Annotated in this window: 17 protein-coding genes and 1 pseudogene; 6 read left to right on the plus strand and 12 right to left on the minus strand. The window is 75.4% G+C overall.

What is annotated here, in order from left to right; translation table 11 throughout:
- Positions 1-356: 356 nt before the first annotated feature.
- The 3 genes from VKZ81_RS21270 to idi are packed head-to-tail and all read right to left on the minus strand — an operon-like array spanning position 357 to position 2,832.
- Positions 357-1,352 carry a hypothetical protein gene (locus VKZ81_RS21270; protein WP_324243387.1) on the minus strand — a complete coding sequence of 332 codons (996 nt, stop codon included), beginning with the start codon at positions 1,350-1,352 and terminating at the stop codon, positions 357-359.
- 2 nt (positions 1,353-1,354) lie between these two features.
- Positions 1,355-2,302, minus strand: a complete 948-nt coding sequence (locus VKZ81_RS21275) for a ribose-phosphate diphosphokinase (RefSeq protein ID WP_324243388.1) — start codon at positions 2,300-2,302, stop codon at positions 1,355-1,357.
- Positions 2,299-2,832 (minus strand): isopentenyl-diphosphate Delta-isomerase, encoded by a 534-nt coding sequence (gene idi / locus VKZ81_RS21280; RefSeq protein ID WP_324243389.1) that lies wholly within the window; start codon positions 2,830-2,832, stop codon positions 2,299-2,301. The genes VKZ81_RS21275 and idi overlap by 4 nt, the downstream gene beginning before the upstream one ends.
- 56 nt (positions 2,833-2,888) lie before the next feature.
- Here idi and VKZ81_RS21285 point away from each other — a divergent pair, with 56 nt between their 5' ends.
- The gene (locus tag VKZ81_RS21285; RefSeq protein ID WP_324243390.1) at positions 2,889-3,461 is read left to right on the plus strand and encodes a TetR/AcrR family transcriptional regulator; all 573 of its coding nucleotides are present in this window, start codon (positions 2,889-2,891) and stop codon (positions 3,459-3,461) included.
- Positions 3,458-4,648, plus strand: a complete 1,191-nt coding sequence (locus VKZ81_RS21290) for an MFS transporter (RefSeq protein ID WP_324243391.1) — start codon at positions 3,458-3,460, stop codon at positions 4,646-4,648. The genes VKZ81_RS21285 and VKZ81_RS21290 overlap by 4 nt, the downstream gene beginning before the upstream one ends.
- On the opposite strand, the gene VKZ81_RS21295 is transcribed toward VKZ81_RS21290, so the two are convergent.
- The 4 genes from VKZ81_RS21295 to VKZ81_RS21310 all read right to left on the minus strand — a co-directional run bounded on the left by VKZ81_RS21295 (position 4,618) and on the right by VKZ81_RS21310 (position 9,170).
- Positions 4,618-4,962: an antibiotic biosynthesis monooxygenase family protein gene (locus VKZ81_RS21295; protein WP_324243392.1), complete on the minus strand. Its 345-nt coding sequence runs from the start codon at positions 4,960-4,962 to the stop codon at positions 4,618-4,620. The genes VKZ81_RS21290 and VKZ81_RS21295 overlap by 31 nt on opposite strands.
- A 571-nt stretch (positions 4,963-5,533) precedes the next feature.
- A complete protein-coding gene (locus VKZ81_RS21300; RefSeq protein ID WP_324243393.1) occupies positions 5,534-6,382 on the minus strand; it encodes an amidohydrolase family protein in 849 nt (282 codons plus the stop codon).
- Positions 6,379-8,292 carry an enoyl-CoA hydratase gene (locus VKZ81_RS21305; RefSeq protein ID WP_324243394.1) on the minus strand — a complete coding sequence of 638 codons (1,914 nt, stop codon included), beginning with the start codon at positions 8,290-8,292 and terminating at the stop codon, positions 6,379-6,381. Before VKZ81_RS21305 ends, VKZ81_RS21300 begins: the two co-directional genes overlap by 4 nt.
- A gap of 26 nt (positions 8,293-8,318) precedes the next feature.
- The gene (locus VKZ81_RS21310; RefSeq protein WP_324243395.1) at positions 8,319-9,170 is read right to left on the minus strand and encodes an NAD(P)-dependent oxidoreductase; all 852 of its coding nucleotides are present in this window, start codon (positions 9,168-9,170) and stop codon (positions 8,319-8,321) included.
- A gap of 164 nt (positions 9,171-9,334) precedes the next feature.
- Here VKZ81_RS21310 and VKZ81_RS21315 point away from each other — a divergent pair, with 164 nt between their 5' ends.
- Both VKZ81_RS21315 and VKZ81_RS21320 read left to right on the plus strand, forming a co-directional pair.
- Positions 9,335-10,021 (plus strand): GntR family transcriptional regulator, encoded by a 687-nt coding sequence (locus VKZ81_RS21315; protein WP_324243396.1) that lies wholly within the window; start codon positions 9,335-9,337, stop codon positions 10,019-10,021.
- Positions 10,022-10,069: 48 nt separating this feature from the next.
- Positions 10,070-10,981 (plus strand): helix-turn-helix transcriptional regulator, encoded by a 912-nt coding sequence (locus tag VKZ81_RS21320; protein ID WP_324243397.1) that lies wholly within the window; start codon positions 10,070-10,072, stop codon positions 10,979-10,981.
- Here the strand turns inward: VKZ81_RS21320 and VKZ81_RS21325 are convergent.
- The 3 genes from VKZ81_RS21325 to VKZ81_RS21335 are packed head-to-tail and all read right to left on the minus strand — an operon-like array spanning position 10,876 to position 13,909.
- Entirely contained in the window at positions 10,876-11,793 is a 918-nt protein-coding gene (locus VKZ81_RS21325) for a fumarylacetoacetate hydrolase family protein (RefSeq protein ID WP_324243398.1), read from the minus strand. The genes VKZ81_RS21320 and VKZ81_RS21325 overlap by 106 nt on opposite strands.
- Entirely contained in the window at positions 11,793-12,716 is a 924-nt protein-coding gene (locus VKZ81_RS21330; RefSeq protein ID WP_324243399.1) for an MBL fold metallo-hydrolase, read from the minus strand. The genes VKZ81_RS21325 and VKZ81_RS21330 overlap by 1 nt, the downstream gene beginning before the upstream one ends.
- Entirely contained in the window at positions 12,713-13,909 is a 1,197-nt protein-coding gene (locus VKZ81_RS21335) for an MFS transporter (protein ID WP_324243400.1), read from the minus strand. The genes VKZ81_RS21330 and VKZ81_RS21335 overlap by 4 nt, the downstream gene beginning before the upstream one ends.
- Positions 13,910-14,004: 95 nt before the next feature.
- On the opposite strand from VKZ81_RS21335, the gene VKZ81_RS21340 reads away from it, so the two are divergent.
- Positions 14,005-14,613 carry a TetR/AcrR family transcriptional regulator gene (locus tag VKZ81_RS21340; protein WP_324243401.1) on the plus strand — a complete coding sequence of 203 codons (609 nt, stop codon included), beginning with the start codon at positions 14,005-14,007 and terminating at the stop codon, positions 14,611-14,613.
- On the opposite strand, the gene VKZ81_RS21345 is transcribed toward VKZ81_RS21340, so the two are convergent.
- A complete protein-coding gene (locus VKZ81_RS21345) occupies positions 14,604-15,113 on the minus strand; it encodes a hypothetical protein (RefSeq protein ID WP_324243402.1) in 510 nt (169 codons plus the stop codon). The genes VKZ81_RS21340 and VKZ81_RS21345 overlap by 10 nt on opposite strands.
- A gap of 166 nt (positions 15,114-15,279) precedes the next feature.
- Here VKZ81_RS21345 and VKZ81_RS21350 point away from each other — a divergent pair, with 166 nt between their 5' ends.
- Positions 15,280-16,443: a Gfo/Idh/MocA family protein gene (locus VKZ81_RS21350; protein ID WP_324243403.1), complete on the plus strand. Its 1,164-nt coding sequence runs from the start codon at positions 15,280-15,282 to the stop codon at positions 16,441-16,443.
- A 96-nt stretch (positions 16,444-16,539) separates the two neighbouring features.
- On the opposite strand, the pseudogene VKZ81_RS21355 reads toward VKZ81_RS21350, so the two are convergent.
- Positions 16,540-16,746: pseudogene (locus tag VKZ81_RS21355) on the minus strand (EamA family transporter); the annotation flags it as partial.
- Between the last annotated feature and the right edge of the window lie 5 nt (positions 16,747-16,751).

Here is a 16,751-nt window from a genome sequence, read left to right on the forward strand (position 1 = left end):
TCCCGCCGGAGCCGGCACCCCGCGGCGCCGAGCAGGGCGGGCTCGGCCGCGGTGCGCGGACCGCCGGCGAGTCGCGCTTCGGGTGCGCGCGAGTCGCGGGCTCGATGTCGGCGAGTCGTCAGCAGCCACCCTGGTGTGGCGCAGGTTCGAGGTACCGGCCGCGAGCTGCTGCGCGATCCGCACCAGCGCCGAGGTGTCGTCACCGATGACCCGGCCGATCGCCCGCACCTTCCGCGGAACCCGCCTCCTGGCGGCGCCGCACGCGAACCGGGCAGGCCTCTCCGGCGAGGTCGCACGGCAGGTTCCGCGGAACCGAAACGGGAGGCCGCTTCCGGTCGGCGCTTCGCCGGCTGCGCTCAGAACCCGCCGATGGCCGCCGTGGCCTCCTCCAGCTCCGGGAGGAAGGCGAGCGTGGCGGCGGTGCGGGCGCGGAGATCGCCCGGGCCGCGCACGCCGACCAGCTCGGCGAGCGCGGCCGAGAAGTCGGGGGCGTCCGGGCGGTCGCCGAGGATCCGCTCGCAACGGGCGAACGTGGCGACGATCCAGAACACCGCCTCGCGGTGGTCCCCGGCGGCGACGAGCGCGCGGCTGCCGTCGATCGCGACGGGCCGCGCCTGCGCGCTGATGTCCGACGCGAAGGGGAACCGGGTCGGCCCGACCGCGGCGGCCTCGTCGAAGACCACGGCCAGCCGGTCGAGGTGGCCGACCACCACCTCGGCATCGACGTCCGCGCACCCGAGCAGCCCCAGCATCCGGGCGTAGAGGCCGGACTCCTCACCGAGGACGGCGCGGGCACGCCGGTACCGCGTCCGGACGGTCGGCCGTTCGCCCGCCGCGACGAGCACCGCGACCGCCACGAGGCTCGCCGGGAACAGCCAGGCCAGCACCTGCTGCGGCCACGGCGCCGCCTCGTCGCGGGCGGCGAGGCGCGTGCGCACCGCGGCGAGCACGTCCGCGACCCGCTTTCGCACGGCGGCGGGCGACCGGAAGGTCGGCGCGATGTGGGCGCGGAGCCCGCCCAGCAGCCCTGTCGGGTCGGAGAGGATCGCGTCCGGGCCGGCGAACGACGGGGCGAGGTAGTGGGTGGCCGCCACCTTCTCCGGGTCGGCGAGGGCCGACACCGGCAGGTAGGTGACGTCCAGCAGCGCCCCGCGGTGGCGGATCTTGCCCGGCTTCGGCGGCGCGACCGGCCCGGCGAGCAGAACCGTGACGTCGACGTCCGACCACGCGGGCTGCACCTCGTCGAGCGACCGGTCCGCGGCGGACCCGGTGAGGAACGCCCCGCGGAAGCCCGGCCCGGCGTGGTGGCGCACCCAGTGCAGCGCGGCGGCCCGCGCCTGTCCCGCGAGCACCCTCAGTGCTGCTCGTCGAACAGCACGCTCACCGACTCGCCGTTGTGGATCCGCCGCATCGCCTCGGCGAGCGCGGGGGCGACCGAGAGCACGGTGAGCTTCGGGGCCTGGTCGGCACCCGGTACCGGCACCGTGTTGGTGCAGACGATCTCGGTGACGTCGTCGCGCTTGCCGATCCGCTCCAGCGCCCCGTCGGCGAACAGCCCGTGGGTGCAGGCCACCCGGGCCGAGGCGATGTCGTGCTCGGCGAGCCGGTCGAGCAGCTCGATGATCGTGCTGCCGCGGGCGATCTCGTCGTCGAGCACGACGACGTCCTTGCCGCGCACGTCGCCGATGATCGAGCTGATCACGACCTTGTCGTCGGAGATCCGCTCCTTCGCGCCCGCCGCGACGGGCAGGCCGAGCAGGCGGGCGAAGCGCGAGGCCTCCTTGGCGTTGCCGAGGTCGGGCGACACGACGACGGTGTTGGACAGGTCGCCCTTGCGGAAGTGGCGGGCCAACTCGTGCAGGGCGTGCAGGTGGTCGACCGGCACGCCGAAGAACCCGTGGACCTGCGGCGAGTGCAGCGTCATCGTCAGCACCCGGTTGGCTCCCGCGGTCTGCAGCAGGTCGGCCATCAGCCGGGCGCCGATCGAGATCCGCGGCGCCCCCTTCTTGTCCGAGCGGGCGTAGGCGAAGTGCGGCATCACCACGGTGATCCGGGCCGCGGACGCACCCCGCGCCGCGTCGAGCATCAGCAGCAGCTCGACCAGGTGCTCCTGCACCGGCGGGCACAGCGGCTGGACGATGAACACGTCCCGCTCGCGGCAGTTGGCCAGGAGCTGGACCTCCAGGCAGTCGTTGGCGAACCGGGTGACCCGCGAGGGCGCGAGCGGCACCTCCAGGTGGTGGCAGATCGCCGCGGCCAGCTCCCGGTGGGCCGAGCCACTGAAGATCGTGATCTCCCTCATGGCATCCCCCAGTCGGCGCGCCGGGCGTCCAGCAGCGGGGCCTGCAGCTGGGCCCATGGCGAGAGCTCACCCGCCGCGGCCGCCGCCACGAACGCGTCCCAGCTCCACCACTCCACGGACTCGACCTCGTCCGGCCGGGCCCGCGGCTCCCCCACCAGCGTGCACACGTAGACCGGGCACAGCTCGTTCTCCTCGATGCCCCCCGCCTGCGCGCGGTAGGCGAAGTCCGGCAGCACGAGCCGCAGGTCGACGGCGCCGAGGCCGAGCTCGTCGGCGAGCCGCCGCCGCACCGCGTCCTCCACCGCCTCCCCCGGGCCGGGGTGGCCGCAACAGGTGTTGGTGCGCACGCCGGGGAACGTGGCCTTGTGCCGTGCCCTCCGCGTGACGAGCAGCCGACCGTCCCGGTCGAACCCGTAGCAGGAGAACGCGAGGTGCAGCGGGGTGGTGGCGCCGTGGACGGTGGCCTTGTCGGCGGTGCCGATGGCGCGCCCTTCGTCGTCGAGGAGCACGACCTGCTCGGGAGGGCTCACGGGTCCACGGTAGACGATCCGTTGCATTCATACATACATGCATGTATGAAAAGGGGGTGCGCCGAACCGCCGAGGACACCGCCGCCACCAGGGCCGCGCTCGTCGACGCCGCGCTGTTCGCCTTCGCCCGCGAGGGCATCGACCGGGCCACGCTCGCCGGCATCGCCGAGGCCGCCGGCGTCACCCGAGGCGCGGTCTACCACCACTTCGCCGACAAGGAGGCGCTGCTCGCCGCCGTGTTCTCCGAGACGTGGGACGCCGTCGCCGCCCCGGTCTGGGCCGAGCTCGACGCGCCGGGGGTTCCGCTCGCGGACCGGCTCGAGGCGTTCGCGCTGGCCTGGCTCGACGCGCTGCACGACGATCCCCGGTTCACGGCGTTGATGGCGGTGAGCCTGCGCGCCGCGACCCCGCCGGAAGCGGTCACGCAGAAGGCAGCGGGCCTGCGCGTGTGGCGCGACCGGCTGCTCGACGCGCTGTCGGCCGACCCGCTCACCGACCCGGAACCGGCCGCGGCCCACCTGATGGCCTGGCTCACCGGCACCGCCCTGCTCGCCGCCCACGACCCCGCCCTCGTCCCCCCGGCCGACGCGGCGAGCGTGCGGCCCGTCCTCGCAGGGATGCTTCCGTGACCCCCGCCACCCCGACCCGCCCGCGCGCCGCCGTCGCGGTCGTCGCCCTCGCCCTGGCCGTGGACATGTTCCTCTACGGCAGCCTCGTCCCGCTGCTGCCCGTGCTCCCCGCCGTCGCGGGGTCCTCGGGCGCGGCCGGTCTGCTCTTCGCGGCCTACGCCGTGGCGCTGCTCGTCGCGACGCCGGTCGTGGGCCGCTGGGTCGACCGCGCCGGCCCCCGCGGGCCACTGCTCGCGGGCCTCGTCGCGCTCGCCGTCGCCACGGCGCTGTTCGCGGTCGTGGTCGACGTACCCGGCACGGCGGGGCTCGTCGCGCTCTCACTCGCCCGGGTCGCGCAGGGCCTCGCCGCGGCCGCGAGCTGGGCGGCCGGCCTCGCGCTGATCGCGAGCACCCACCCGCCCGAGCGGCGCGGCACCGTGATGGGGCTCGCGCTCTCGGCGGTCGGGGTCGGCGTGCTGCTCGGGCCCGCCGTCTCGGGCGTGCTGGCCGACGCGTTCGGGCCCCGGGCGCCGTTCGTGCTCGTCGCGGTGCTGGCCGCGGCCGACGCGGTGGCACGGATCATCTGGGTCGGGCCCACCGCCGGCGCGCCGGGGTCCACCCCGCTGCGGGTGGTCGCACACGGGCCGCGGGCCGGGCTGATGATCGGGCTCACCGCGCTGGGGGCGGCCGCGATCGCGTTCGCCGAGCCGGTGCTGCCGCTGCACCTGGCCGTGCTCGGGCTCGGGTCCACCGCCATCGGGCTGGTCTTCGGCGCCGCCGCGCTGCTCGGCGGCCTCGCCGCGCCGCTCGCCGGGATCATGACCGACCGGATCGGCGCCGGGCGGATGGCCGCGCTCGGCACGTTCGTGGCGGCCGCCGGGTTCGTGCTCTGCGGGCTGCCCGTCGCCGCCGGGTCGATCGCGGGCGTGCTCCTGGTCGGCGTCGGCGCCCAGCTCGTGCTCGCGCCCACCCTCGTGCTGATCGGGACGCTGGCCGAGCACATCCGCCCGCCCGCCTACGGGGCGGCGTACGCCCTGTACAACCTGGCCTACACGGCGGGGCTCGCCGTCGCCCCGCTCGCCGCGGGCACCGCGGCCGCGCTCGCCGGTGTCGCGGCCACGACGATCGCCGCCGCGGTCGTCTCCGCGGCCACCGGGATCTGGCTGCTGCGGCCGCGCTACCGCAGCTCGGAGGAGCGCTTGTCGTAGTCGCGGGTGACCGTCGCGACCCGCACGCGGTAGTCGCGGTACCACGTCTCCCGCCCCCGCTTCTGCGCCACGAGGTGCGCGGCGTGCTGCTTCCACGCCCGGGCCGACTCCTCGTCGCGCCAGTAGGAGACCGTGATGCCGATGCCGTCGCGGGCGGACTCGAACCCGAGGTAGCCGGGCTGCTGCGCGGCGAGCCGCCCCATCTCCTCGGCCGTCGCGCCGTAGCCGTCGTCGCCGTCCGCGCGGATCGACGTGAAGATCACGGCCACGTAGGGGGGCTCCGGGGTGTCGGCGATGGCGGGCGCGTCGGTCATGGCCCCACTGTGATCGTCGGCCAGGCCCGGACGCCAGCGAGTTCCGACGTCACCCGCAACGGCCGTCCCGGTCGCCGAGGTGCGCCCCGTGCCGCGACACCGACGAGCACGTCGGCGAGCACGTCGGCGAGGACCGACCCGACGCCGACGACCTGCCGGACCACCGTGGCTGACCGACCGGCACCGGGCGTGCTCGACGCCTGCACCTGCATCGACCTCGACACGCTGGACCCGGGTGTCCTCCCGGCCGTCCCCGAACCCACCGCCATCACCGTGGCGGAGCTCCACCAGGGCGTCGCGACGGCCGCGGACGTCGCGACGAGAGCTGCTCGAACAGAGCTGCCCGGCATGCCGTCGCGGAGTTCGATCCCGCTGCCGCTCGATCGTGGCGCGGCGGCGCGATGCGGCCCTGGTGGCGATGACCGTGGCCGCCGACCGCAACCCGCGACCGCGCCGCCTCGACCTGGTGATCGCGGCGATCGCGTCGTCGCGCGGGCTGGTCCTGTTCACGCGCAACGGGGACGACTCCGGTCACCTCGGCGACACGCTCGACGTCGTCGTCCGACCGGCCTCAGCAGCGGGGCAGGCGGTACCAGCGCCGCGCCGTCCCGGCCCGCACCTGCGCCAGGCCCGCCTCGTCGACCCCGGCGGCGACGACCGCCGCCTCCAGGTCGCGCAGGGCGGTGCCGTAGTCGGCACGCACGGTGACGACGGGCCAGTTGCTCGCCAACATCAGCCGGTCGGGCCCGAACGCGGCCACCGCGCGCGCGACGGCCGCTGTGATCGCGACACGGTGCCACCGCGGCCACACCCCGAGCAGGTCGACCCCGATCGAGAGCTTGAGCGCCACGTTCGGGCAGCTCGCCAGCGCGGCGAGGCGGGCGGCCCACGGGTCGAGGTCACCGGTCTCCAGCGGCGGGCGCGCCATGTGATCGACGACGATCCGCAGCTCGGGCACCCGCCGCGCGAGCGCGACCACCGCCTCGACCTGCTCCTCGGTCACGGCGACGACGTCCCACGCGAGCTCGGCGGCGGCCAGCTCGGCCATGAGCCCCGGGTCGAGCCAGTCGAGCGGCTCGCGGGCGACGAGCATGCGCACGCCGCACCAGCGGGCGCGGTCGGCGCGGGCGAGCTCGGCGCGGGCCGCGGCCGGGTCGTCGAGCGGCAGCCAGCCGACGACGCCCGCGACCGGGCGGAACGCGGCCGCGTAGGCGGCGAGCCGGTCGTTCTCCGCCGCGGTGTCGACCGACTCGACGAGCACGGTCGACTCGACGCCCGCCTGCGCCATCAGCGGCGCGAGGTCGTCGGGCTCGAAGTCGGCCGCCAGCTCCGTGTGCGCCGGGTCGCGCCAGGGCTGCTCCTGCAGCGCCGTCCGCCAGAAGTGGTGGTGCGTGTCGATCAGCCCGACCTGCCCGCTCACGAGCCGCTCCAGCGCGGCTTGCGCCGGGCGACGAACGCGGCGACGCCCTCGCGGAAGTCGGCGCTGCCGTAGCAGTCGGCGATCACGTCGTCGGCGTCGACGTCGACCGCGGACAGCCTGCGGTCGATCTCCTTGAGCCCGGCCAGGGTGCGCGGGGCGCCGGACGCGAGCCGCTGCGCGAGATCCGCCGCGGCGGCGTCGAGCTCCTCCGGCGGGACGACGGCGTGCACGAACCCGGCGGTCGCCGCCTCCGCCGCGTCGATGGTGCGGGCGGTGAGCAGCATGCCCATCGTGCGCGAGACGCCGAGACGGCGCTGCAGCCGGGCCACGACGGCGGGGGCGAGCACGTTGCCGAGCGTCCGCGCGATCGGTGCGCCGAACACGGCGCGGTCGCTGGCCACCAGCACGTCGCAGCACGCGGCGAGGGCGAGCCCGCCGCCGACCGCGGGCCCGTCCACCACGCCCAGCACGGGCACCGGCACGGCGAGGAGGTCGTCGAGCACCGCGCCGACCCTCCGCTCGTAGTCGAGCCCGTCGGCGGCGCTGGTGAACTCGGTGAACTGCGCGATGTCCGTACCCGCCGCGAACGCCTCCCCCGCCCCGCGCAGCACCACCACCCGCAGGTCGGCGTCCGAGCGCGCCTCGACGCACAGCCGCTGCAGCTCGTCGTACATCTCCCAGGTGAGCGCGTTGCGCCGGGCCGGGTTGGACAGCTCGACGTGCAGGACGGGCCCGTCGCGCCTGCTGCGGACGGTCCCCCGCTCCGGCTCCGGCGCCTCGACGCGGGAGAGCACCTCGTCGTTGTGCTGGCCGAGCAGCGGCGGGGGCGTGCGGACCGTCGGCGGGGTGCCCGACATGTGCAGCGGCGAGGACAGCACGCGGATCCGCCCGTCGACCGGGTGCTCCACCGTCGAGACCATCCCCCGCGCCTTCACGTGCGGGTCCTCCTCGAGGACCTGCTGGTAGTCCTGGATCGGCCCGGCGGGCACGCCCGCGGCGAGCAGCCGCTCGACCCACGCGGCGGTGTCGTCGGCGGCGAGGCGGCGCTCCAGCTCGGCCTCCAGCTCGGCGCGGTGGGCCATCCGGTCGTCGTTGGTGGCGAAGCGCGGGTCGGCGGCGAGCTCCGGCGCGTCGAGGGCCTTGCACAGCCGCTGCCAGAGCCGCTCGTTGTTGGCCCCGACGGTGATGTAGCCGTCGCGGGTGGCGAGCGCCTGGTACGGCGCCGACATCCGGTGGGCGGAGCCCAGGGCTTGCGGGGCCCGCCCGGTGGCCCAGAACTCCGTCGACTCCCACACCGACAACGCCACCGCCGCCTCGAACAGCGAGGTCTCGACGTACTGGCCCTGCCCGGTGCGCTGCCGCGCCGCCCACGCGGCGAGGATCCCGACCGCGGTGAACAGGCCAGCCCCGAGGTCGGCGAGCGGGATGCCGGACTTCACCGGCCGGTCCCCCGGCTCCCCCGTCACGCTCATGACCCCGGACATCGCCTGCGCGATGAGGTCGTAACCGGGGCGGTCGGCGTAGGGACCGGTCTGGCCGAACCCGGACACGCTCGCGTAGATCAGGCCGGGGTTGAGCGGGCGGAGCGCCTCGTAGTCGACCCCGAGCTTCGCGGCGACGCCCGGCCGCCAGTTCTCGACGACGACGTCGGCGGAGCGCGCCAGCTCGTGGAACGTCGCCCGCCCGGCGTCGGACTTGAGGTCGAGGGTGATGCTGCGCTTGTTGCGGTTGAGCGCGTGGAACGCGCCGGGGTGGGCCATCGCCGAGCGCGTCTGGTCGCCGGACTCGGGGTTCTCGACCTTGATCACGTCGGCCCCGAGGTCGGCGAGGATCATCGTGCAGAACGGGCCGGCCATCACCTGGGTGAGGTCGAGCACGGTCATGCCGGCGAGTGCACCCTCGTTCGCCATGCGTCTCCCTTCGAACTGGTGACGGGTCACCGGCCTGGATCCCGGGCGGCGGCCGCGTGCGCCTCCACCCGTGCCGCGAGCGTCTGCGCCAGCCACCCGGCGAGGGGCACCGGCACGTCCGCGGCGCGCGCGGCCTGCACGACCTCGGAGAGGTCCTTGCTCCACGGCCGGGCGGACACCGGCGTGCCGCTCGCGTCGTAGGCCGCGGCCGTGCGGTCCCAGAAGTCGAGGTTGCGCACGTGCCACGAGTCGGCGAGGCCGGTCGAGAACACGGTGAGCAGGGCATCGGTGCGCACGCCGTGGGCCGACGCGAGGTCGATCGCCTCGTACAGCCCGGCGAGGTTGGCGAACATCGCGAGCTGGTGTGCGAGCTTCGTGGCCGCACCGGCCCCGACCGGCCCGACGTGGAACACCGGGTCGCCGACGGCGTCCAGCAGCGGGCGCAGCCGCTCCAGCGCGGCCGCGTCACCACCCGCCATCACGGTGAGCGTGCCCGCAGCCGCGCGCTCGGCTCCCCCGCTGACGGGCGCGTCGACCACGTCGACACCCCGACCCGCGGCGCGTTCGGCCAGGCGGATCGCGGTCTGCGGCAGCACCGTGCTGTGCACGACCGCGGCCCGCCCGGGGCGGTCGATCGCGAGGTAGGCGTCGAGAACCTGTTCGACGGCGGCGTCGTCGGGCACGGCGAGCACCAGCACGTCGCGGTCGGCGAGGGCGGCGGCGTCCGGCGCCGCGGCCGCACCGAGCTCGACGAGGGGTCCGGCGCGTTCCGGCACGGTGTCGAACACGGCGAGGTCGAAACCCGCGCGCACGAGCGTGCCGGCCATCGGGCGGCCGAGGTTGCCCAGGCCAGCGAACCCGACCGAGCGTCCTGCCATCAGGCGCCTGCCTGCGCGATCGTCATCGAGCGCCTTTCGCGTCGCGGGGCATCGACTATTGTCTACAACGGCCCTCGGCACGGGCGCAAGCACCGGCCCCCCGCCGCCCCCCGCCCGGGCGTGCGGGATGCTGGGCCCCGAAGGGAAAGCAACGGGAGGGCGGCATGACCGGCGTCGGCGAGCGGATCGACCCGCCCAGCCTGGTCGCGCTGGCCGCCGAGTCGATCCGCAAGATGATCCTCTCCGGGGCGCTCGCGCCCGGGGAGCGGCTGATCGAGGAGCGGCTCACCGAGCAGCTCGGCATCAGCCGCCCGCCGCTGCGGGAGGCGCTGCGGCTGCTGCAGAACGACGGTCTGGTCGTCACGCGCCCGCGCTACGGCTCCACCGTCGCCACCCTGACCGACCAGGACGTCTTCGAGATCCTCACCCTGCGCAGCGGCCTGGAGCGGATGGCCGTCGAGCTGGGCGTCCCGGTCACCGACCGCTCCCGCCTGGCCGCCTGCCACGAGGCGCTGGAGCGGATGGAGCGCAACGCCCGCGACCACGACCGCGGCGCGCTCGTCGAGAGCGCCTACGCGTTCCACGCCTCGATCGTCGCGCTCGCCGGGCACCGCAGGCTCTCGGACATCTACCGCTCGGTGCAGCAACAGATGATGCTGTGCATGTCCCGCAACCTGGACGTGCGGGAGCGCTACTACGAGACCCTCGACGAGAACGTCGCCCGCCACCGCCACCTGCTCGAGCTGATCGAGGCCGGCGACCCGCAGGCCGTGCTCGCCGAGCTGGCCGTGCACGGGGAGCGCACGTTCGCCGAGCACGGCGCCCCCGAGACCGCCGACCGCGCGCCATGACCTGCCGGGTCATGGCGACCGCGCCCGCGCGCCGGTAGAACTCGGACGGTGGAGGTCGGCGAGCTGCTGCGGGAATGGCGCCGCCGGCGCAGGCTGAGCCAGCTCGACCTCGCGATCCAGGCCGACGTCTCCTCGCGGCACATCAGCTTCGTCGAGACCGGCCGCACGGTCCCGAGCCGCCGCATGGTCCTGCACCTCGCCGAGCACCTGCAGGTCCCGCTGCGGGAGCGCAACCGGCTGCTCGTCGCGGCGGGCTACGCGCCGGTGTTTCGGGAACGCCCGCTCGACGCCCCCGACCTGCGGGCCGCGCGGCAGGCGCTGCGCCAGATCCTGCGCGCGCACCTGCCCAACCCGGCGGTGGTGGTCGACCGCCGCTGGAACCTGCTGCTCGCCAACGACGCGGCGCGCGTCCTGCTCGCGGGCGCGGCGCCCGCGCTGCTCGAACCACCGGTCAACATGATGCGGCTGGGCCTGCACCCGGACGGGTTCGCCCGCCGCCTGGTCAACGAGGCGCAGGTGCGCCGCTTCCTGCTGTCGCGGCTGGCCCGCCAGGCCCACCAGACCGGCGACCCGGAGCTGCTCGCCCTGCACGCCGAGCTCGCCGGCCACGGTGACGGTGACGACGAGCCGCCGGACCCGGCCGAGATCGCGATGCCGCTGCGGATCACCTACGACCGGGCCGAGCCGTCGTTCCTCAGCACGATCACCACGTTCGGCGCCGCGTTCGACATCACCCTCGACGACATCGTCGTCGAGGCTCTCTACCCCCACCGACGCCGCGACGGCGGCCGCGCTGCAGGAGTTCGGCACCCGCGAGGGGTGGAGCGCCGCCCCCTGAGCGCGGCCGGCCGAGGTCAGGTCAGGGGAACCACGTCCGGGCCGGGGACGATCCGGCCCGTCAGCGCCCCGAGCTGCTCCACCTCGATCGTCACGACGTCACCGGGCTTCAGCCACGGGTAGGCCTCCGAGCCGTGCAGGCCCGACAGCTCCAGCAGGCAGCCGGTGCCGACCGTGCCGCTGCCGATCACGTCGCCCGGCAGCAGCCGGGTGCCGCGGGAGGCGTAGGCGAGCATCTGCCCGAACGACCAGTGGATGTCGGCCCAGCTGCCGCCGCCGGTGTCGCGGCCGTTGACCGCCGCCCGCATCGCGAGCCGGAAGCCCTTGCCCTCGCGGTACGGCTCCAGCTCGTCCGGGGTGACGAGCACCGGGCCGAGGCTGGTGGCGCCGTCCTTGCCCTTCGCCGGGCCCAGCCCGGCCGTCGACTCGCGCTGCTGCACGTCCCGCGCCGACCAGTCGCAGAAGATCGTGTAGCCGGCGATGTGCGACTCCGCCTGCGCGGGCGAGAGGTCGCTGCCCGCGCGCCCGACGACCGCGGCCACCTCCACCTCGTAGTCGAAGGCCGCGCACCCGGGCGAGATCGGGACCTCGGCGTCGGGGCCGAGGATCGCCGCCGGGTTGGAGAAGTAGAACACCGGCTGCTCGAACCACACCGGCGGCACCCGCTCCCGGCCCAGCGCGCGCAGCGCGTTGCGCAGGTGCTCCTCGAACGACAGGAAGTCGCGCACCGACGGCGGCCGCGGGATCGGCGCCGCGAGCTGCACGTCGGCGAGCTCGACCACCTCCACCGGGTCGGACAGCGCCCGCTCCCCCGCGGCCGAAAGCCCCGACTCGATCAGCTCCAGCAGCGTGCCGTCCAGCCCGTGCACGCGCCCGTCCTGCAGCAGCCCGGGGCGCTCGCCGCCGGCCGCCGTGCGATATGTGACCCAGCGCATCAGGCGTAGCACCCTATCGGTCCGCCGTGGAAGGCGATCATGTCCGGCCACACCGAGTCGAGCGGGATGCGCGTGCCCAGCGGGTTGCCGTCCAGCTCGTTGTAGGCGCGGTGCAGGTTGCCGACGAGCCGCTCGCTCTCCTGCCACGAGGCGAACCGGTTGTCCTTCTCGGCGGTCGCGGCCTCGAGCGGCGTGTGCCCCGCGGCGTGGTGCTCGCGCGCGACGGCGTCGACGAACGCGGCGTACTCGGCCAGGTCGTCGAGCAGCGCGGGAATCTCCTCGCCCCGGCACACCGGCCCGTGGCCCGGCACGAGGACCTCCGGCTCCAGCGCGCGGATCCGGTCGAGGGCGGGCCGGTATCCCGCGACGCTGCCCTCGACGAGGAACGGCTGGCCGCCCGCGAACGCGAGGTCCCCGGAGAAGAGCACCCGCTCCTCCGGCAACCACACGATCACGTCGCTGCGGGTGTGGGCCGGCCCGACGTGGACCAGCTCCACCCGCCGCTCCCCGAGGTGCAGCGTCATGGCCTCGGTGAACGTGAGGTCCGGCGGGCGGATCTCGATCCGGCCGTAGTCGGGCCCGGTGAGCACCTGCGCGGCGACGAGCCCCGCGGCCAGCACGTCCTCGCGGCAGGTGACGTGGCCGATGACCGGCGTCTGCTCCGGGACGAGCCAGTTGCCGTAGGTGTGGTCACCGTGGTGGTGGGTGTTGACCAGCCCCCGCGGCTGCCCCGGGCAGACCTCCGCGACCGCGGCGAACAGCGCCCGGTTGCGCGACTCGGTGGACGTGGTGTCGACGAGCAGGTGCCCGGTGTCCCCGGCCACCGCTCCGGTGTTGTTGATCATCCAGCTGCCGTCGGGCTGGACGTAGGCGAACACGCCCGGTGCGAGCTCGGCCAGCTCGGGCGGGGGCATCGTGGTCATGCGGTCCTCTCGGGTACGGCGGTGGGGACGTCGGTGCGGGGCAGCAGGAACGTCAGCAGGCCGGCCGCGGCGAAGAACGCCGCGCAGACCAGCAGGCCACCGGACAGGCCGATGACCCCGGCCACGGCGGCGAGCCCGAACGGCGCGAACGCCGACACCCCGCGGCCGACGTTGAAGCAGAACCCGGCCCCGGTGGTGCGGATCCGGGTGGGGAACAGCTCTCCGATGTAGGAGCCGAACAGGCCGGTGAACGCCGCGAAGAACGCGAACAGCGGGCCGAACCACAGCAGCGCGGTCTGGTTGGTGGTCAGCGCGTAGAGCGGGAGGGTCACCGCCACGCCCAGCAGCGAGACGATGATCGCCGAGCGGCGCCCGATCCGGTCCGCGATGAGGCCGAACGCGTTGTAGCCGACGAACATGCCGAGGTTCAGCACGGTCATGAAGACTGCCACCGTCGCGGTCGGGATGCCGCGGTCCTGCGCGAGGTAGGTCGGCAGCCAGGTCGAACCGCCCCACCACCCGGTGAGGGCGAGCCCGGCCACGAGGGTGGCGACGATCGTCCGGCGCCGCACGTCCTTCGCGAAGATCTCGGTGACCGACACCCGGCCGCCCGCGTCGGCGGCCTTCACCTCGCTCCACGCCGACGACTCCGGGAACAGCGGGATCACCACCAGCAGCGGCAGGACCACCCCGGCGCCCGCGACGAAGAACATCAGCCGCCAGTCGGGCAGGAACACGCCGGAGAGCACGGCCGCCACCACGCCGCCGATCGGGAAGCTGCTCAGCACGAACGCCGCGGCCCGGCCGCGGGACTCGCTGGGCCACGTCTCGACGACGTACGCCGACACCACGCCCCACACCCCGCCGAGCCCGAATCCGGCGACGAACCGCAGCAGCAGGAACAGCTCGAAGTTCGGCACCACCGCGAGCGCCGCGGTGAACACCCCGAACGTCGTGAGCGAGGCGACCAGCGCGGTCTTGCGGCCGAAGTTGTCGGAGACGTAGCCCGCGAGCACGCTGGACAGGCCGATGCCGAGCAGCGTCGCGGTGGCGAGCAGGCCGCCCTGGGCCGGGCTGAGCTGCAGGTCCTCGCGGATCGCCGGGAGCGCCAGGGACAGCAGGATGATCTCCATCGCGTCGAACATGTAGGCGAGGAAGCTGCCGCCCAGGACCACCCACCGCATGCGCCGCATCGCGTCTCCCCTTCGAGCCGGTGCCTCCCGACTGTACGGACGTCCAGTCAGTCGGGTCAATATCCGACTGGACGCTCGTGCAGTACGGTGGCGGCATGCCGGACGACGCGGGGCCGCCACCGGAGAGGCGGGAGCGGATCCTGGACGCCGCGGAGCGGGTGTTCGCCGAGTCCGGCTACCACGCCACGACGCTGCGCCAGGTCGCCGCGGCCGCCGGGGTGCAGCTGTCGCTGGTCGGCTACCACTTCCCGTCCAAGCTCGAGCTCTACGTCGCCGTCTTCGCCCGCCGCCAGCACGTCAACGAGGAGCGCCTGCGGCTGCTGCGCGAGATCGACGACTTCGCGGCGCCGGACGCGCTGGAGCGGATCGTCGCCGCGTTCATGGACCCGGTGGTCGCGCTCGCCGAGGAGGGCGCCTGGTACCGCAGGCTGGTGCTGCGGGAGGCCGCCGACCCGTCGAGCATGCAGCGGCCCGTGATCCGCGAGATGTTCGACCCCATGGCGCGCGAGTTCATCGCCGCCCTGCGGCGCGCGCTGCCGGGCAAGCCGCCGGGCTTCTACGAGTGGAGCTACCTGTTCGCGGTGGGCGCGCTCACCCAGAGCGCCTTCGACGACCGGATCGGCAACCTCTCCGACGCTCCCCCGCCCGCCTCGAGCACCGAGCTGCTCCGCTCGTTCATCACCGCGGGGTGGCGCTACGGCTGACCGGCCTCGTCCGGTGCGAGGATCCGGCGCGGGGTCGCGGCCCGGGGCGCGGGCGTGGGCGTCGGGGGCGGTGCCGCCGCGGCGCGCGGGCCGGTGGTCGGCAGGGCGGTGGTGGGAACGGTGCGCATGGCGGCGAGCGGCGCCGGGGCGGGGCCGGGACACGCCTCGCCCTCCTCGACCACGCCCAGCTCGACGACGGTGCCCGCCGGGGCGGGGACCGGCCCGGGGTCCTGCGTGCAGACGACCCACGTGCGGCCGACGGGCCGCGCGCGGTGGCGCAGCGCGTCGCGGGGGGCGGCGGCGAACCCCGCGGCGTCCAGCGCGGCCGTCGCGACGTCGAGCGGTGTGCCGACCACGTCGGGGACCGGCAGCCGGACCGGCGGCTGGGCGGCGAGCGGCGCGTCGACCGCGCCTGCGCAGCCCGCGAGCGCGGCCGCGGTCAACCCGGCGGCCGCGAGCCGGACCGCGCGGCCCGCCGGGGCGGAACCAGAACGTGACACGGTGGAGCTCCTGAACGGGGTACGGCCGCCGCGCCGTGCGGGGGAGCTGCCGCGGCGAGCCGTGGTGCTGGGGGCATCAGGTGCTCGCAGTTGCCCGCGGCCGCGTTACGCCCGCCCCCGCCGCCCGCGTGACGTAGGCTGGCAACCGCTTTCCGTTGGGAGGACCATGACGGTGGACGCAGCGCCGCGCGTCGCCCTGCTGGGCGTGCACGGCTTCGGACGGGTGCACCTGGACGGGCTCCTGCGCGTCGCCGGCACCGGTGCGGTGCGGGTGGCCGGCCTCGCCGACCCGCGACCGCCCGATCCCGACGCCCTCGAGCGGGTGCGGGCCCTGCCCGGCGGCGCGGACGTGCCGGTGCTCGCCGACGCAGCCGAGCTGCTCGACCGGGTCCGCCCCGACGTCACGATCGTCTCGACGCCGATCCACACCCACCTGCCGCTCGCGCGGCTCGCGCTCGCGGCGGGGTCGCACCTGTACGTGGAGAAGCCCCCGACCGCGTCGATGGAGCAGTTCCGCGCGCTGGTGGCGGAGGCCGCCGCGGCGGGGCGGGTGTGCCAGGTCGGGTTCCAGTCGTTCGGCTCCCACGCCCTCGCGCACGCCGCTCGGCTGGTCGCCGACGGCGCGGTCGGGCGGGTGCGCGGGATCGGGGTGCACGGGGCGTGGGTGAGGGAGCGCTCCTACTTCACCCGCGCCGCGTGGGCGGGTCGCATGGAGCTCGACGGCGCGCCGGTCACCGACGGCGCGCTCACCAACCCGTTCGCGCACGCCACCGCGTCGGCGCTGCGCGTCGCCGGGGTGGCCGACGACGCCGAGGTCGCGGTCGAGCTGGAGCGCTACCGGGTCCTCTCCCCCGAGAGCGACGACACGGCCGCGGCCCGGCTCACGGTGGACGGGCTGCCGATCGTCGTGGCCGTCACCCTGTGCGCGCCCGACCAGTCGCCGCCGCGGATCGTCGTGCACGGCGAGCGGGGCAGGCTGGAGCTCGAGTACACCACCGACACGCTCACCGGGCGCACGGCCGACGGCGCGGAGGTCAGCGGGCCACCGGGGCGGGCCCCGCTGCTGGACAACCTGGTGGCCCACCTCGCCGACCCGGCGGTGCCGCTGCTCGCCCCGCTCGCCGCGTGCGCGCCGTTCATGCACCTGCTGGAGGCGGTGCGGCGCGACGGCCCGGCCCGCCCGCTGCCCGCGGAGGCGGTGGTGCTGCTCGACGGCCGCCCCGTCCTGCCGGACGCGGCCGCGCTCGTGCGCGACTGCGCGGAGAACCTCAGCCTGTTCTCGGAGCTCGACCCGCCGTGGCCCGCTGCGCGCGGTGCCCTCGCCGGATAGTGGCCCTCCCCCGGACCGGATGCGCACGGCCGCCGCGGCGCAGAGGATCACCGCGACGCCGCCGAGCCCGGTCGGCCAGGTCAGCTCCTCGCCGAGCAGCAGCGCCGCCCAGCCGATCGTGAGCACGGGCTGCACCAGTTGCACCTGGCTCACCCGCGCCATCGGCCCGATGGCGAGCCCCCGGTACCAGGCGAAGAAGCCGAGGTACATGCTCACCACCCCGAGGTAGGCGAACGCCGCCCACTCCGCCGGGGACGCCGACGGCGGCTCCGCCAGCGCCGAGGCGCCCGCCAGCGCGACCATCAGCG

It is taken from the genome of Pseudonocardia sp., from assembly GCF_035305885.1.
Lineage (GTDB): Bacteria > Actinomycetota > Actinomycetes > Mycobacteriales > Pseudonocardiaceae > Pseudonocardia.

Bases quoted from the DNA above. Each gene is read 5' to 3' on its own strand.
- VKZ81_RS21275 (WP_324243388.1), bottom strand. From the start codon at position 2,302: ATGAGGGAGATCACGATCTTCAGTGGCTCGGCCCACCGGGAGCTGGCC.
- VKZ81_RS21295 (WP_324243392.1), bottom strand. From the start codon at position 4,962: ATGACCGACGCGCCCGCCATCGCCGACACCCCGGAGCCCCCCTACGTG.
- VKZ81_RS21305 (WP_324243394.1), bottom strand. From the start codon at position 8,292: ATGGCGAACGAGGGTGCACTCGCCGGCATGACCGTGCTCGACCTCACC.
- VKZ81_RS21310 (WP_324243395.1), bottom strand. From the start codon at position 9,170: ATGGCAGGACGCTCGGTCGGGTTCGCTGGCCTGGGCAACCTCGGCCGC.
- VKZ81_RS21315 (WP_324243396.1), top strand. From the start codon at position 9,335: ATGACCGGCGTCGGCGAGCGGATCGACCCGCCCAGCCTGGTCGCGCTG.
- VKZ81_RS21325 (WP_324243398.1), bottom strand. From the start codon at position 11,793: ATGCGCTGGGTCACATATCGCACGGCGGCCGGCGGCGAGCGCCCCGGG.
- VKZ81_RS21330 (WP_324243399.1), bottom strand. From the start codon at position 12,716: ATGACCACGATGCCCCCGCCCGAGCTGGCCGAGCTCGCACCGGGCGTG.
- VKZ81_RS21335 (WP_324243400.1), bottom strand. From the start codon at position 13,909: ATGCGGCGCATGCGGTGGGTGGTCCTGGGCGGCAGCTTCCTCGCCTAC.
- VKZ81_RS21340 (WP_324243401.1), top strand. From the start codon at position 14,005: ATGCCGGACGACGCGGGGCCGCCACCGGAGAGGCGGGAGCGGATCCTG.
- VKZ81_RS21350 (WP_324243403.1), top strand. From the start codon at position 15,280: ATGACGGTGGACGCAGCGCCGCGCGTCGCCCTGCTGGGCGTGCACGGC.